The organism is Pseudomonas frederiksbergensis (assembly GCF_035751725.1).
Taxonomy (GTDB): domain Bacteria; phylum Pseudomonadota; class Gammaproteobacteria; order Pseudomonadales; family Pseudomonadaceae; genus Aquipseudomonas; species Aquipseudomonas frederiksbergensis_A.
On sequence record NZ_CP142104.1, the window covers coordinates 5,758,729 to 5,774,695 of the forward strand.

The 15,967-nt window shown below is 62.1% G+C and carries 15 protein-coding genes; 7 read left to right on the forward strand and 8 right to left on the reverse strand.

Translation table 11 applies throughout. From position 1 onward, the window contains the following. The first annotated feature begins 2 nt into the window (after positions 1 to 2). From dapF to VQ575_RS26065, 4 genes are read left to right on the forward strand one after another with little or no spacing between them, the layout of a single operon-like run. Positions 3 to 833: a diaminopimelate epimerase gene (gene dapF / locus VQ575_RS26050; RefSeq protein WP_039590182.1), complete on the forward strand. Its 831-nt coding sequence runs from the start codon at positions 3 to 5 to the stop codon at positions 831 to 833. A gap of 13 nt (positions 834 to 846) precedes the next feature. Then, positions 847 to 1,569 (forward strand): DUF484 family protein, encoded by a 723-nt coding sequence (locus tag VQ575_RS26055; RefSeq protein WP_039590181.1) that lies wholly within the window; start codon positions 847 to 849, stop codon positions 1,567 to 1,569. A 2-nt stretch (positions 1,570 to 1,571) separates the two neighbouring features. Further along, a complete protein-coding gene (xerC, locus tag VQ575_RS26060) occupies positions 1,572 to 2,471 on the forward strand; it encodes a tyrosine recombinase XerC (RefSeq protein ID WP_039590180.1) in 900 nt (299 codons plus the stop codon). Beyond that, on the forward strand, positions 2,468 to 3,172 hold the full coding sequence (locus VQ575_RS26065; protein WP_039590178.1) for an HAD family hydrolase: 705 nt from the start codon (positions 2,468 to 2,470) through the stop codon (positions 3,170 to 3,172). Before xerC ends, VQ575_RS26065 begins: the two co-directional genes overlap by 4 nt. A 131-nt stretch (positions 3,173 to 3,303) precedes the next feature. On the opposite strand, the gene sutA is transcribed toward VQ575_RS26065, so the two are convergent. The 4 genes from sutA to glnK form a co-directional block, all read right to left on the reverse strand. Continuing rightward, complete coding sequence (gene sutA, locus VQ575_RS26070) at positions 3,304 to 3,627, reverse strand: transcriptional regulator SutA (protein ID WP_003206813.1); 324 nt, start codon at positions 3,625 to 3,627, stop codon at positions 3,304 to 3,306. A gap of 101 nt (positions 3,628 to 3,728) precedes the next feature. Further along, complete coding sequence (locus VQ575_RS26075; protein WP_039590847.1) at positions 3,729 to 4,154, reverse strand: secondary thiamine-phosphate synthase enzyme YjbQ; 426 nt, start codon at positions 4,152 to 4,154, stop codon at positions 3,729 to 3,731. 214 nt (positions 4,155 to 4,368) lie between these two features. Then, positions 4,369 to 5,703, reverse strand: coding sequence for an ammonium transporter (locus tag VQ575_RS26080; protein WP_039590177.1), 1,335 nt, complete (start codon positions 5,701 to 5,703; stop codon positions 4,369 to 4,371). 33 nt (positions 5,704 to 5,736) lie between these two features. After that, complete coding sequence (gene glnK / locus VQ575_RS26085; RefSeq protein ID WP_002555808.1) at positions 5,737 to 6,075, reverse strand: P-II family nitrogen regulator; 339 nt, start codon at positions 6,073 to 6,075, stop codon at positions 5,737 to 5,739. Positions 6,076 to 6,488: 413 nt separating this feature from the next. Here glnK and VQ575_RS26090 point away from each other — a divergent pair, with 413 nt between their 5' ends. Continuing rightward, a complete protein-coding gene (locus VQ575_RS26090) occupies positions 6,489 to 6,755 on the forward strand; it encodes an accessory factor UbiK family protein (RefSeq protein ID WP_039590176.1) in 267 nt (88 codons plus the stop codon). A 35-nt stretch (positions 6,756 to 6,790) separates the two neighbouring features. On the opposite strand, the gene VQ575_RS26095 is transcribed toward VQ575_RS26090, so the two are convergent. Next, positions 6,791 to 8,068, reverse strand: coding sequence for a sensor histidine kinase (locus tag VQ575_RS26095; RefSeq protein ID WP_039590175.1), 1,278 nt, complete (start codon positions 8,066 to 8,068; stop codon positions 6,791 to 6,793). A 216-nt stretch (positions 8,069 to 8,284) separates the two neighbouring features. Between VQ575_RS26095 and VQ575_RS26100 the strand changes: the two genes are divergently transcribed. Further along, a complete protein-coding gene (locus tag VQ575_RS26100) occupies positions 8,285 to 9,778 on the forward strand; it encodes a YifB family Mg chelatase-like AAA ATPase (RefSeq protein WP_039590174.1) in 1,494 nt (497 codons plus the stop codon). 6 nt (positions 9,779 to 9,784) lie between these two features. Here VQ575_RS26100 and VQ575_RS26105 read toward each other — a convergent pair whose 3' ends face one another. From VQ575_RS26105 to VQ575_RS26115, 3 genes are all read right to left on the reverse strand, one after another. Further along, positions 9,785 to 10,999, reverse strand: a complete 1,215-nt coding sequence (locus VQ575_RS26105; RefSeq protein ID WP_039590173.1) for an aldose 1-epimerase family protein — start codon at positions 10,997 to 10,999, stop codon at positions 9,785 to 9,787. Positions 11,000 to 11,319: 320 nt separating this feature from the next. Then, positions 11,320 to 13,296, reverse strand: a complete 1,977-nt coding sequence (locus VQ575_RS26110) for a methyl-accepting chemotaxis protein (RefSeq protein WP_039590172.1) — start codon at positions 13,294 to 13,296, stop codon at positions 11,320 to 11,322. 186 nt (positions 13,297 to 13,482) lie between these two features. Further along, entirely contained in the window at positions 13,483 to 14,403 is a 921-nt protein-coding gene (locus VQ575_RS26115) for a LysR substrate-binding domain-containing protein (RefSeq protein ID WP_039590170.1), read from the reverse strand. Between the two features lie 152 nt (positions 14,404 to 14,555). Here VQ575_RS26115 and VQ575_RS26120 point away from each other — a divergent pair, with 152 nt between their 5' ends. Beyond that, positions 14,556 to 15,956: a NorM family multidrug efflux MATE transporter gene (locus VQ575_RS26120; protein ID WP_039590168.1), complete on the forward strand. Its 1,401-nt coding sequence runs from the start codon at positions 14,556 to 14,558 to the stop codon at positions 15,954 to 15,956. Positions 15,957 to 15,967 lie beyond the last annotated feature (11 nt).

Genomic DNA, 15,967 nt, shown 5'->3' on the forward strand with positions numbered 1-15,967 from the left:
CCATGCTGCTGCGTTTTACCAAGATGCACGGCCTGGGCAATGATTTCATGGTCCTCGACCTGGTCAGCCAGCACGCGCACATCCTGCCCAAGCATGCCAAGCAATGGGGCGACCGGCACACCGGCATCGGTTTCGACCAGTTGCTGATTGTCGAGGCACCGAACAACCCGGACGTGGATTTCCGCTACCGGATCTTCAACGCCGACGGTTCGGAGGTGGAGCAGTGTGGCAACGGCGCGCGCTGCTTCGCCCGTTTCGTGCTGGACAAGCGCCTGACCGCCAAGCGGCAGATTCGCGTCGAGACCAAAAGCGGCATCATCGAACTGGATGTGCGCAGCGACGGCCAGATCGGCGTCAACATGGGCGCCCCGCGCCTGGTGCCGGCGGATATCCCATTCCAGGCACCGGCCCAGGCCCTGAGCTATACCGTTGACGTCGACGGTACCCCGGTGGAACTGGCGGCGGTCTCCATGGGCAATCCCCATGCGGTGCTGCGCGTGGACGACATCAACAGCGCACCGGTACACACCCTGGGGCCGAAGATCGAAAATCATCCGCGCTTCCCGGCACGCGTCAACGTCGGTTTCCTGCAGGTCATCGATCGCCACCGCGCCCAACTGCGTGTCTGGGAACGTGGCGCCGGGGAAACCCAGGCCTGTGGCACAGGCGCTTGCGCCGCCGCGGTCGCCGCGATCAGCCAGGGCTGGATGGATTCGCCATTGTTGATCGACCTGCCCGGCGGACGCCTGTCCATCGAATGGGCAGGCCCAGGCCAACCGGTGATGATGACCGGCCCGGCCGTACGCGTATACGAAGGACAAGTTCGTCTTTGAGTGAGCCAAAGCCATGACCGACAAGCCAAAGGTTCCAGCACCGCAGCCCGACGAATCCCCGAGCCTTCCAGACGCTGCGGCCGTGGCCGCGTATCTGGAGGCGCATCCGGACTTTTTCGTCGAGCACGAAGACCTGCTTGCAACGATGCGGATCCCCCATCGGCGCGGCGATACCGTGTCGCTGGTCGAACACCAGATGAAAATCCTGCGTGAGCGCAACATCGAAATGCGCCATCGCCTCTCGCACCTGATGGACGTCGCCCGGGACAACGACCGGCTCTTCGACAAGACCCGTCGGCTGATTCTCGCACTGATGGACGCGAGCACCCTGGAAGACCTGGTGATGAGTGTCGAAGACAGCCTGCGCCAAGACTTCCAGGTGCCCTTCGTCAGCCTGATCCTGTTTGGCGATAACGCCATGCCAGTGGGACGCTGGGTTACCCACGCCGACGCGCAGACGGCCATCGGCGGCCTGCTCACGGAAAACAAAAGCGTCAGCGGCAGCCTGCGCGAGCATGAGCTGGACTTCCTGTTCGGTGAAGAACAGCGCAAGCAGATCGGCTCCACCGCCGTCGTCGCAATTGCCCACCAGGGCGTGCATGGCGTGTTGGCCATCGCCAGTCGCGATCCGCAGCACTACAAGAGTTCGGTGGGCACGCTGTTCCTGAGCTACATCGCCGAAGTCACCGGCCGGGTGCTGCCACGGGTTGCCGGTTCGCTGCGTTCGGTACGCTGAGGATGGAGCGGCAACTGGACGCCTACTGCGAACACCTGCGCAGTGAGCGCCAGGTGTCGCCTCACACCTTGTCGGCCTATCGCCGCGACCTCGAAAAGGTACTGGGCTGGTGCCAGAAGCAGAACATCGAGAGCTGGGCGGCCCTGGACATCCAGCGCCTGCGCAGCCTCGTTGCGCGTCTGCATCAACAGGGACAATCCTCCCGCAGCCTTGCGCGATTGTTGTCGGCGGTGCGTGGCCTGTATCACTACCTGAACCGCGAAGGCCTGTGCGATCACGACCCGGCCACCGGCCTGGCACCGCCCAAAGGCGAACGCCGGCTGCCCAAGACCCTCGACACCGACCGTGCCTTGCAATTGCTCGATGGCGCCGTCGAGGATGACTTCATGGCGCGCCGGGACCAGGCGATCCTTGAGCTCTTCTATTCCTCCGGTCTGCGGCTTTCCGAACTGACGGGGCTGGACCTGGACCAACTGGACCTGGCTGACGGCATGGTCCAGGTACTCGGCAAAGGCAGCAAGACCCGCCTGCTGCCCATCGGCCGCAAGGCCCGGGAAGCCCTGGAACTGTGGTTGCCGCTGCGAGCGATGACCAATCCGGTCGATGACGCGGTATTCGTCAGCCTGCAAGGCCGCCGGCTAGGCCCGCGGACCATCCAATTGCGGGTCAAGGCCGCCGGCGAACGTGAACTCGGGCAGAACCTGCACCCGCACATGCTCAGGCATTCGTTCGCCAGCCATCTGCTGGAGTCTTCCCAGGACCTGCGCGCCGTCCAGGAACTGCTCGGCCACTCGGACATCAAGACCACCCAGATCTATACCCATCTGGATTTCCAACACCTGGCGACGGTCTATGACAGTGCCCACCCCAGGGCCAAACGCATCAAGGGCGACGAATCATGACCATCGAGCTCATCACTTTCGACCTGGACGACACGCTATGGGACACCGCTCCGGTGATCGCCAGCGCTGAAGCCGTCTTGCGCCAATGGCTGGCCGACAACGCACCCGACCTGGGTGATTTTCCGGTGGAGCGCCTGTGGACGATCCGCACCCAAGTGCTCAGCGAAGAACCCAACCTCAAGCACCGCATCAGTGCACTGCGCCGGCGCGTGCTGTTCCGGGCGCTGCAAGATGCCGGCTACGACCAGTGGCGGGCCTCGGAACTGGCGGACCAGGGATTCGAGGCGTTCCTGCATGCGCGTCATCAACTGGAAATTTTTCCCGAAGTCGAGCCGACCCTGGAAATCCTCGCCAATCATTTCGCCCTTGGCGTCGTCACCAACGGCAATGCCGATGTGAGTCGCCTGGGGCTGGCGGATTACTTCAAGTTCGCCTTGTGCGCCGAAGACATCGGTATTGCCAAGCCTGATGCAAGGTTGTTCCAGGAAGCCCTGCAAAGGGGCGGCGCCACGGCGCAAACCGCCGTGCATGTGGGCGATCACCCGGGCGACGACATCGCCGGCGCCCAGCAGGCCGGCCTGCGCGCTGTCTGGTTCAACCCGGCGGGCAAGGCATGGGATGCCGATCATGCACCGGACGCGCAAATCCGCAGCCTGACCGAACTGCCGGGATTATTGGCAGGATGGCATAGCCAGCGCTGAGCCCTGGAGAAGCGGTGTACTGCGTGCTATGCCAGGCGCAAATCCCACTGGGAACGCACCGGGCTTAAAAGCTGCATCCATGAAAAAGCCCGCAGCGACGGCGGGCTTTTTCAGCGAGCAAGGGCAGATACTCAGATAGGGCGGCTGCCGTACTTGTTGTCAGGCTTCTTGGGCGGATCGGCGACCACGTTGGCCTCCACTTCCTGCACCTTTCCGCCCCTGGCCAGGAATTCCTCCATGGCCTTGGCGAGCGCATCACGCTCCTTGTTCTTGGCCTCTACGCTTGGCAGCTCGTCGACCGATACCGCGGCCTTGGCCTTGCCTTTGGCAGTCGGGACCGGAACATCGGCACCGTCGTCGTCAGCAACATCTTCAGCCGCCGCTTCCAGGCCTTCTTCGGTCTCGTCCTCGTCACCTACTTCGAGGTCGTCGTTTTCCAGATCATCGTCGCTCATGTTCTACCTCATGACTTGCGAAAAGCAGATTAGTTATAGCCCAGCTTCGCCATCTGTCGAAGGCTGCCAGAAAAAATTCAAGATCCGCCGGCAATCAGCGGTCATGCCCCTTCACCGTGCAAGGTGGCGAGGACTTTGCGAGCACCGCCATGATCACGGTGCTCGCCCAGATAAACGCCTTGCCAGGTACCCAACGCCAACTGTCCCGCCGTTACCGGAAGGCTGAGCTGACATCCCAGCACACTGGCCTTGAAGTGCGCCGGGAGGTCGTCCAGGCCTTCGTCGTTGTGCTCATAGCCGGCGGTTCCTTGTGGGATCAGCCGATTGAAAAATCGTTCGAAGTCTCGACGTACCGCCGGATCGGCGTTCTCGTTGATGGTCAACGAGGCCGAGGTATGCTGCAGCCACAGATGCAACAGACCGACCCGACAGGCCTTGAGTTCAGGCAGGCCGGCGAGCAACTCGTCCGTCACCAGATGAAAGCCCCGGGGCCTCGCCCGCAGGGTTATCAGCGTCTGTTGCCACATACAGATCTCCGCACGTTCGGCGCGCATTCTAGCGCGCTCTGGAAAAAAACAAAGGGCCTAATATTCCTGCCTCGATGTAAGTCTTTGGCGGTAGAAAAACCCATGTCGCATACACAACAAAAGGCGTCGGAAAAAACCAGCCCGCCTTGTGAGCAATGACAAATTCCAGGCAAAAAAATGCCCGGCGAACCGGGCATTTTTTTTTGCGCGTTGCTTACAGGTTGTAGCCACGCTCGTTGTGCTGGGCCAAGTCCAGGCCTACAGCTTCTTCTTCCTCGGAGACACGCAGGCCCATGACGGCGTCCAGTACCTTGAGGATGATGAAGGTCACGACCGCGGTATAGATCACGGTGAAGCCGACACCTTTGAATTGAATCCACACTTGCGCGCCGATATCGGTCACGGTGCCGAAGCCACCCAGTGCCGGAGCAGCGAACACGCCGGTCAGGATCGCACCGAGGATACCGCCGATGCCGTGCACGCCGAAGGCATCCAGGGAGTCGTCATAACCGAGTTTGCGCTTGAGGGTGGTGGCGCAGAAGAAACACACCACACCGGCTGCCAGGCCGATGACCAGTGCGCCCATCGGGCCCACGGTACCAGCGGCGGGGGTGATGGCGACCAGGCCAGCCACGACACCCGAGGCGATGCCCAGTGCGCTTGGCTTGCCGTGGGTGATCCACTCGGCAAACATCCAGCCCAGCGCCGCCGCAGCGGTAGCGATCTGGGTCACCAGCATCGCCATGCCGGCGGTGCCGTTGGCGGCGACAGCGGAACCAGCGTTGAAACCGAACCAGCCCACCCACAGCATGGCCGCGCCCATCAGGGTGTAGCCGAGGTTATGTGGCGCCATCGGAGTGGTCGGGAAGCCTTTGCGCTTGCCCAGCACCAGGCAGGCTACCAGGCCGGCGATACCGGCGTTGATGTGCACCACGGTGCCGCCCGCGAAGTCCAAAACGCCCCAGTCCCACATCAGGCCGCCGTTGCCGGACCAGACCATGTGCGCAATCGGCGCATACACCAGGGTGAACCACACGCCCATGAAGATCAGCATGGCGGAGAACTTCATCCGCTCAGCGAACGCACCGACGATCAGCGCCGGAGTGATGATGGCGAAGGTCATCTGGAAGGTGATGAATACTGCTTCAGGGAACAACGCCGCCGGGCCGGTCAGGCTGGCCGGCGTGACGCCCGCGAGGAACGCCTTGCCCAGGCCGCCCACGAAGGAATTGAAGTTGACGACGCCCTGCTCCATGCCGGTGGTGTCGAACGCGATACTGTAGCCATAGATGACCCACAGGACACTGATCAGACCAGTAATGGCGAAGCACTGCATCATCACGGAAAGAATGTTTTTCGACCGAACCATGCCGCCGTAGAACAGCGCAAGGCCAGGGATGGTCATGAACAGGACAAGAATCGTGGCAGTCAACATCCAGGCGGTGTCGCCGGAGTTGAGGACTGGGGCTGCCGCTTCTTCCGCCATGGCCAGGCCAGGCATTACGAAGGACAACAGGGCTCCTAGCCCTGCGAATTTACGCAGAGTCATATTGTTTTCTCCTGGGGCGTTGGGTTTGACGGCTTAGATAGCGTCGGTATCGGTTTCGCCGGTACGGATGCGAATGGCCTGTTCCAGATTGACCACGAAGATCTTTCCGTCACCAATCTTGCCGGTGTTGGCGGCCTTGGTAATCGCTTCGATGACCCGATCAAGATCCTTGTCGTCGATGGCAACATCGATCTTCACCTTGGGCAGGAAATCGACCACGTATTCCGCGCCGCGATACAGCTCGGTGTGACCTTTCTGCCGCCCGAAGCCTTTGACTTCAGTAACGGTAATGCCCTGCACGCCGATTTCGGACAGCGACTCGCGTACGTCGTCCAGCTTGAACGGCTTGATGATGGCAGTGACTAGCTTCATGAAACTCTCTCCCGAATTGGTGGACTTGCCCCAGGAAAACAAACCCGACTCAAGTCTAAGCGCAGTGCCTGGCTTTGTAACGCGTCGTCGGCCCAAGTTGCCCGACCGGCGCCAGCTGACTACTCCTGACGAAACTCCCCGCTCCGCCTGCTGCACTGCATTCGTCACAGCGACTGCATCAGTGCATGGGTCATCAGCCACTAAGCAGAAAGCTTGCCATCTGTACCCAACCTCCCTGATTTCAACCCTTTACCCGTTGCGCCGGCCTGCGCCGCGCCAGGAACCGGAGCGATACGCACAACAACGGTGCGACGGTGCCCGGGGTCGTGCGCGAAAAGCGTGCAACCCGACCCGCGAATTGACTATAGACACTGCGTGATACACTGGCCGCCATTGTTTCCAGGACACCTGACATGCTCGCGCCCAAAGATCTACTCGACGCCCTGAGCGGCCACGCCTCCCGCCTGTTGAGCGGCGACACGCCACTCCCCAGGAATGAAATCGAAAGCCAGTTCAAGGCCTTGCTGCAAAGCGGGTTCAGCAAGCTGGACCTGGTCAGCCGGGAAGAATTCGACAGCCAGATGGTCGTGCTGGCCCGCACTCGGGCGCGGCTGGAGAGCCTGGAAGCGAAGGTGGCCGAGCTGGAAGAGCGCCTGGCTCCGGCTCCGGCCCAGGATTAACCCCCCGGCTCACGTGACGGGCTTTGGCGGGGCACTCAAGCACTCGCCACCCGCTGAGCCTGGTCCGGAGTGAGTGCCAGCGGCAGCTCCAGGATAAACAGCGCGCCGCTGCCCGGCCCGGCGCTCCGGACAGTCAGATCGCCGCCCAACTCGTGCGCTGCCAGGATGCAACTGTGCAAACCAAAGCCGTGGCCGTCGACACGCGTGGTGAAGCCGTGCTCGAACACCCGCGCGAGATTGTCTTGCGCAATTCCCTCGCCATTGTCCTCGACCTCGACCCGTACGCGCCCATCGTCAATGACCCTCAGGCGCAGGATGATCTGCGGCGACCGGTTCGCACCCGCCTCCAGCGCTTGCTTGGCGTTGTTGATCAGATTGACCAGGATCTGCAGCACTCGATGCTTGTCCAGCGGCATTTGCGGGACATCACTGAACTCCTTGATCAGTGTGATGTGGTGGCGGGCCAGGGACACATCGCAAATGCGCACGACATCCTCGACCAGCTCTCGTAGCGAACCCGACTCCAGGACGCTGGCATTGCCGGCGTAGGACTGCTGGGTGGCGACGATTTCCTTGATGTGATCGATTCGGCGGGTCAACTGCGCCAACTCGGCGATCATGACCTGCTGCTCGATTGCCAGCGCATCGGCCAGCTTGTCCAGATAGTCCGGTAGCGCGCGCCCTTTCGGATCGCTGCTGATGAAATCGCCAAGATCGTCGGGGTGCTCTTTCATCAGTTGGGCAACCTTGGCCACGCCCGGCCCCTTCGACGTGTGCACCTTCTCGTAGAGAACCTGGGCGGAAACGTTGACGCTGTTGAGCACATTGCCTACGTTGTGCAGCACATTGGTGGCAATTTCCGCCATGCCGGCCCGGCGAGCCGTGGTAACCAGCTCAGCCTGCGCCTCGCGCAACTCGTCGTTGACCCTGGCCAACTGCTGCGGGCTGGGGATTTTCAAGGCCGCGGGTATCAGGCGGATCAACAGGATGGCAGTGATCACCGAAGCAATGGCGGTGATCACCTTGACCAGCGCCGACAGCCAATAATAAGGGTGCCAGATGGTCAGGATTTCCATTATGTGGCTGGTTCCGCAGGCCAGGATAAACACCCCGAACGCCGCGATCATCCAGTCGAACGGGACGTCCTTGCGCTTGTTGATGAAGTAGATGAGCGTGAACGGAATCGAGATATAGCTGAGGGTGATCAGGCTATCGGCGATCACGTTGGTCCACAACAGATCGGGACGCCACATATAGCAATGCCCGTGGGGCATGAAGCGCTTGTCGGTCAACAGCGCCAACAGATCGTTCATTTTCACTTCCTCGTTGTGCCGGTGATCCCGCCAAGTGCCGTGCGGACAAATCCAGCGTAGCAGAGCCCTCCTCCGTACTGTTTGCCCCAGGATGACGCCATCGCCCCGGTAATATCCTGCGAAGATTTCGCCGTGAAACCAGCTCCCGGCTCAGTTTCGCCGGACTAATCTTCAAGGGCCGCAGGACGCGGCCCTCCAACAGTCAAGGAACGCTACATGTCGCTCGCCATCGTCCATAGCCGCGCCCAAGTGGGGGTCGAAGCCCCTGCCGTTACCGTTGAAGTTCATCTCGCAAATGGCTTGCCGTCGCTGACGATGGTCGGCTTGCCGGAAGCGGCGGTGAAGGAAAGCAAGGACCGGGTGCGCAGCGCGATCATCAATTCGGGACTCAATTTCCCAGCGCGGCGCATCACCCTGAACCTCGCGCCGGCAGATCTTCCCAAGGACGGCGGCCGGTTCGACCTGGCGATTGCCCTGGGGATCCTGTCGGCCAGCGTGCAGGTGCCGACCTTGATGCTGGACGACGTGGAGTGCCTCGGCGAACTGGCCTTGTCCGGTGCCGTACGACCAGTGCGCGGCGTGCTCCCCGCAGCGCTGGCGGCGCGCAAGGCTGGACGCATGCTGATGGTGCCCCGGGCCAATGCCGAGGAAGCGTGCCTGGCGTCGGGGCTGAAAGTGATTGCCGTGGACCACCTGCTCGAAGCGGTGGCGCACTTCAACGGCCACACCCCCGTCGAGCCCTTCGTGTCCAACGGGCTGCTCTCGGCCAGCAAACCCTATCCCGACCTCAGCGAAGTGCAAGGCCAGGCTGGGGCCAAGCGCGCATTGCTGATCGCGGCGGCGGGGGCTCACAACTTGTTGTTCAGCGGCCCGCCGGGCACAGGCAAGACATTGCTGGCGAGCCGTTTACCGGGATTGTTGCCGCCGCTGGTCGAAAGCGAAGCCCTGGAAGTCGCGGCGATACAGTCCGTCGCCAGTGGCGTGCCGCTAAGCCATTGGCCGCAACGGCCGTTTCGCCAGCCACATCATTCGGCATCCGGCCCGGCGCTGGTGGGTGGCGGGTCGAAGCCGCAACCGGGGGAGATCACCCTCGCCCACCACGGCGTACTGTTCCTGGATGAGTTACCGGAATTCGACCGAAAGGTCTTGGAAGTCTTGAGGGAGCCCCTCGAGTCGGGACACATCGTGGTGTCGCGTGCCCGGGATCGCGTGCGCTTTCCAGCGCGCTTCCAACTGGTCGCGGCCATGAACCCGTGCCCCTGTGGATATCTTGGCGAACCCAGCGGCCGCTGCTGCTGCACGCCGGACATGGTGCAGCGGTATCGCAACAAGCTGTCCGGTCCGCTGCTCGACCGTATCGACCTGCACCTGACCGTGGCGCGCGAAGCCACGGCGCTGAATCCCAAGGGCGCACCCGGTGACGATACCGCCACAGCAGCCGAGCGCGTGGCCGAAGCCCGTGAGCGCCAGCAAACCCGCCAAGGCTGCGCCAACGCCTTCCTCGACCTGTCGGGGTTGCGCCGTCATTGCAAACTGTCCCCGACCGACGAAGCATGGCTGGAAACCGCCTGCGAACGATTGACCCTGTCGCTACGGGCCGCCCATCGCCTGCTGAAGGTCGCCCGCACCCTGGCCGACCTTCAGCAATTGGAACGAATCAGCCGCGAGCACCTGGCCGAAGCCCTCCAATACCGGCCCGCAACGCCATGAAAAGGGTCACGGCTTGCTCAGGTCCACCAACGGCGTGTCGCGCACTTCGGTTTTTCGATCGCCCTGGATGTCATCGATGCGCTTCAGAGCCTTGTCCACAGCCCCCTTGTCAGCCAGGAGGCTGTAGTGAATCTGGAACTGCTTGCGCTCTTTCGGTGCAATGCCAGGCACCAGGCCCAGCGGACGCTGGTAGCGACGGTTATAGGAAAAGCTGGTGCCAGGCTCCAGACCGGTCACATAGCCCTGGCCTTGGGTATCGGTATTCTTCCACAGGGAAAACACTGGAAGCGTACCGGTGTTGAAGCCCACCGCCACGCCGAGACTTCCGGCCTTGTTGTGCAGCACGGTCAGCGTATCGCCCTTGGCGTCGGCGTAAGGCACGACGTTGTAGACGGTTTCATCGTAATCCTTGGTAGGGGCTCGATAGGTGGTCCAATCCTTCAGGTCACCCTTGGCCTTGTCATTGAACGGCGAGACCTGTTTGACCGGCGCTGCGAAGCGAGCCCCCTGTTCCAGGAACGGCGTGCTGAAATTGCTGTGGTAGAGCGCCTGGTATTCCTTTGGATAATCGCCATTGTTGGTCAGCGTGTCGTTGAGGGCAAAGGTCACGCTACCGGGTTCGGTGACCAGCTCGGTCTGGACCGAGAAGTCGACCTTCTTGAACGCCTGCTCCTTCAACTCGCCGCGCAGCGTGATGGCGTAAGGAGGTTTTTCATCGATGTGCAACGTTACCTTGTTCGCCGGGATGTTCGCGGCGCGCCCATGCAAAGTGAGCAGTTCGCCGTTGTCCATGCCCGGATGGCCTACCCATTCGTAGCCGCAGCGAGTCACCAGTTCATTGAAGCCTTCGAGCCAGCCCAGGCCACCTCGGCCGTTAAGTTCGATGAATGATGGATTGACCACTTCCTTGACCGGTGAATCCCAGCCCATGCGTACATCGCCGACCGAAGCCTGCAACACGTTCATGCCGCGGGTGGGGACGACTGAGAGCTTCATGGTGCCATTGTCGATGTCGACGATGCTGACGCCCTCCTGGCGACCGCCATGGAGGGTACGCATCGTCACGGAAAACGGCTTGTCGGTTTTCACGCCGAGTTGCTGGCTGGTGATTTGCCAGGGTTGGGCGGCCTTATCGGTGTCAAGCAGGACGTAATCCCACGCCATCGCATGGGAAGCAGCGCCCATGGCGCCGAGGGCAACGAAGAGTTTGAGCGAATTCATGGAAACGGCCTTTTCTTGGAGTTGTGCGGATTTTATAGACTTGAAGAAACGTTTCAGCAAGCCGAAAAACAGCAATCACCTTAAAAAATCCGCGGGTAAGGATTTGAGAGTTTCTATGCGGGCGAGCCTGCTCGCGGTGACCTTTCGCCCAGACAACCCGAAACCCCGTGGCGAGGGAGCTTGCTTGCTCTCGACTACGCAGCGGTCGCAAGCCTCGACGTTGGGGGCTGCCGGGAGAAGGCCCGGGGGCCTGCTTCGCAGGCCAGCGGGAGCAAGCCCCCTCACCACAGGGGTCGGGTTGGCTTGCTATGGATGGGACTTCAGCGGAACCGATCGACTTCCTTGCGCAGGTCCTGCGCCAGTTTTTCAAGTTCCTTGGCGGTGATCGCCAGGTTCGACACCACTTCGCGCTGTTCGCTGTTGGCCATCGCAATGCTCTGCAAGTTGCTGCTCAGCAGGGTCGCGGTGCTGCTTTGTTCCTGGGTCGCGGTGGTGATCGCAGCGAATTGCTGGCCGGCGGAGCGGCTTTGCTCATCGATTCGCGCCAGGGCCGAGGCCACGTTGGCGTTACGCGACAAGCCTTCCTGCATGAGCAGATTGCCCTTCTCCATCGTGCTGATGGCGTTGCCGGTTTCTTGCTGGATGCTGTTGATCATCCCGGAAATTTCGTCGGTGGCCTGGCGAGTGCGCGAGGCCAGGCTACGAACCTCGTCGGCCACGACGGCAAAACCACGACCTTGTTCGCCGGCTCGGGCGGCTTCGATGGCGGCGTTCAGCGCCAGCAGGTTGGTTTGCTCGGCAATCGAGGTGATCACACCGACGATGCCGCCGATTTCCTGGGAGCGCTGGCCCAGTGTGTTGATGACCGTGGCAGTGCTGTTCAAGGCACCAGCAATCTGCTCCAGGGACGACGATGCTTCCTCCATCGAGGTCCGACCGATCCGGGTTTGCTGGGCATTGTCCTGGGCCAGGCGTTCGGTATTGCCCATGTTATCGGCGATGTTCAGCGAGGTGGCGCTGAACTCTTCCACTGCCCCGGCCATGCTGGTGATTTCTCCGGACTGCTGCTCCATCCCTTCGTACGCGCCGCTGGACAATCCGGACAGCGCCTGGGCACGACTATTGACCTCTTGCGAAGCTTTGCGGATGTGCTCGACCATGGTCGACAAGGCGTGGCTCATCTGGTTGAACGCACGGGCCAGTTGGCCGATTTCATCGTGGCTCGAAACATTCAGGCGCACGCTCAGGTCGCCGGCACCCAATGCTTCGGCCTGACGCACCAAGTCGCCGAGCGGAGCCAGTTTGCTGCGCAACAGCCACACCGCCGCGCCTACCGCCAGCAACATGGCCAGCAGGCTGCCGATCGCCAGTTGTGTGCCGACGCTCCAGGTCACTGCGTTGATCTCGGTTTTCGGCATGCTCGCCACGACGGCCCAAGGCCCGCCCTCGAACGGCACGGCGACACTGTAGAATTCTTCCGCGGTGTCGGCCCAGAAGGCACCCTTGCCCGGCTTCTTGATCAGCGCCGTGATGGCGGCGGTAGCGTTGTCGAGCGCCTGCACGCCAGCCGGCGGCACCAGCCATTTGTTCTGTTCGTCCAACAACGCCAGCGAACCGGTCTGGCCGATGCGGAACCGCTTGAGGTTTTCGAATTGCGCATTCTGCGCATCGGTGTAATCGAATCCTACATACAGCACCGCAATGATCTTGCCGCTGGTGTCGCGTACAGGGGTGTACTGCGACATGTAGAAACGTCCGAAAAGCAAGGCTCGGCCGATATAGCTCTGGCCGCTGATCACCGGGCCATAAGCCGGGCCGGCACGGTCGAGCACAGTGCCGATGGCCCTTGTCCCGTCCTGCTTGCTGACCGATGTACTGACGCGGATGAAATCGTCACCGCTGCGCACGAATATCGTGGCTACCCCGGCGGTCATCGCCTTGAACTCATCAACTTCCTTGAAGTTGTTGTTCAGCACTTCATTGCCCAGGCTCAAGCCAGGAGTCTGCACGCCCGCCACCGTCACCGGCTGGTCCGGGTGCACGCTCAAGCCTGCGCTGAAACGCTTCTCGAACAGCCCCGCCAGCCGCTGCGTGCTTTCGCGCAACGTACTGTGGAACGTATTGAGCTGGTCGGCCATCAGGCGCGCTTCGCTGGCCAAGTGCTCTTCACGGGTGGAAAGGTTTGCGGCGTCCAGCGAACGCAAGGCAAAGACGGTACTGCCGGAGATCACGACCGCCAATATCACGGCGAGGGCAAGGCCTAGCTGCGAGGCGATCCGGGCACGGGGTTGAGACATGACGGCTCCTGGCCGAGAGACCGGATCGTCCTGATCACGTCGCACGCTCGGCATTTTGATTCGATGAGGATTGAATGGGCCCTTTCTGAACGAAGGTTCTATGTTCACGGAGTCGGCCAGGATGCCGAATACTTGAGCGCCTTGGAGGGAATAATACCAAGTGGCTAGCACGGCACCTTCATCGTTTCAGCCCAGGCGTTCGACCTCGGGTAGCTGCATGGCCTTGACCTCGCCCTGAAGAAAGTCGCTGAGCCTGCGCAGACGTTCCCCTCCGGGCCGGGTTTTCGGCCAGACCAAATAATAATGCTCGCCGCTGGCAACGGCCGTCGGCCACGGCAGGCTCAAGCGTCCCTGGGCCACATCCTCGGCGACCATCAACAAATCCCCCATGGACACACCGTAGCCACGCGCGGCCGCGATCATGCCCAGCTCCAACGTATCGAACACCTGCCCGCCCCTGAGCGAGACCTTGTCCGACAAGCCCATGCGCTGCAACCAATTGCGCCAGTCCCGGCGATCCGGAGTGGGGTGCAACAGCTCGGCCTTGGCCAATCGCGCCGCATCCCAAGGCTGATCATTGAGCAAATTCGGAGCGCCTACCGGGATCAATTCCTCGGGGAACAGCAAGCTGGCCTCCCAATCCGCAGGAAAATGCCCATTGCCCAGCAGTACCGCGCAGTCGAAGGGCTCGGTGTTGAAATCCACCGAATCGACGTCCATCCAGGCGCTCGTCAGTTGCACTTCGTTGCCGGGTTGCAAATGACGGAAGCGGCTCAGGCGCGCCAGCAGCCAGCGCATGGTCAGGGTCGACGGCGCCTTCATCCGCAGGATGCCGTCCTCGCCATGCAACGTGTGGCAGGCCCGCTCCAGCGCCATGAACCCTTCCCGCACGCCCGGCAACAGCAGGCGCGCCGCCTCGGTCAGTTGCAGGTTGCGCCCGCTGCGCTGGAACAGCCGACAGGCAAAGTGATCTTCCAACGTGCGGATGTGCCGGCTGACGGCGCTCTGGGTGATCGAGAGCTCCTCGGCGGCGCGGGTGAACGAGCTGTAGCGCGCGGCGGCCTCGAATGCCCGTAGCGCATAAAGCGGAGGAAGACGACGAGACATTGCAAAAGCTCCAAGACGCGGTTTGCAAACCCTACCAGAAACCCGTCAAGCATGAGTTTTAATCATGCCAGCGATCTTTTTTATCCTTTTGTGCAATCTGCCGGGAGGGCCGAGAATCGTCGCTCTACTGCCTTGTTTGAACATGGAGCGTGATGATCATGCAGCATCCTGCGCGTACCGAACTCTGGGCCATCCTGCGGCTGGCTGGGCCGTTGATTGCTTCGCAGTTGGCGCACATGTTGATGGTGCTGACCGACACCCTGATGATGGCTCGCCTGAGCCCCGAGGCCTTGGCGGGCGGCGGGCTTGGGGCGGCGACCTATTCGTTCGTGTCGATTTTCTGCATCGGCGTGATCGCGGCGGTGGGCACCTTGGTAGCGATCCGCCAGGGCGCCGGCGACATCGAAGGCGCCACCCGGCTGACCCAAGCCGGATTATGGCTGGCCTGGTTGATGGCGCTGGTGGCCGGCCTGCTGCTGTGGAATCTCAAGCCGGTGCTGCTGATGTTCGGCCAGACCGAAACCAACGTGCTTTCCGCCGGGCAGTTTCTGCTGGCACTGCCGTTCGCGCTGCCCGGTTATTTGAGCTTCATGGCGCTGCGTGGCTTTACCAGCGCCATCGGGCGGGCCACGCCGGTGATGGTGATCAGCCTCGGCGGCACGGTGGCCAACTTCCTGCTCAACTATGCGCTCATCACCGGCATGTTCGGCCTGCCAAAGCTCGGCCTGATGGGAATCGGCCTGGTCACGGCCATCGTCGCCAACTGCATGGCACTGGCGCTGGCCTGGCACATTCATCGGCACCCGGCCTATCGTGCCTACCCATTGCTTGCCGGGCTGTCGCGGCCCAACCGCCAATACCTCAAGGAGCTGTGGCGCCTGGGCCTGCCGATTGGCGGCACTTACGCAGTGGAAGTCGGTCTGTTCGCGTTCGCTGCCCTGTGCATGGGCACCATGGGCAGCACGCCGCTGGCGGCGCACCAGATCGCCCTGCAGATCGTCTCGGTGGCCTTCATGGTTCCGGCGGGCATGTCCTACGCCATCACCATGCGCATCGGCCAGCATTACGGTGCCGGGCAATTGCTCATGGCGCGCCTGGCCGGGAGGGTCGGGATCGGCTTTGGCGCGGCCGCCATGCTGGCGTTTGCCATGGTGTTCTGGCTGCTGCCGAATCAGTTGATCGGCCTGTTCCTGGACCATGAAGACCCGGCGTTCCGCCCGGTCATCGAGCTGGCGGTGAGCCTGTTGGCCGTGGCGGCGTGGTTCGAGCTGTTCGACGGTACGCAAACCATTGCCATGGGCTGCATCCGCGGACTGAAGGACGCCAAGACCACCTTTCTGGTCGGCCTGGGCTGCTACTGGCTGATCGGCGCGCCGGCGGCGTGGTGGATGGCTTTCCAATTGCACTGGGGCCCAACCGGCGTCTGGTGGGGCCTGGCGCTGGGGCTGGCCTGCGCGGCGGTGAGCCTGACGTTGGCATTTGAGTGGAAGATGAAGCGGATGATTCTCAGCGAGCCGGGGCAGCGCAGCTTCGAAGCGATCCAGGCCAAATGAACTCGCTCCCA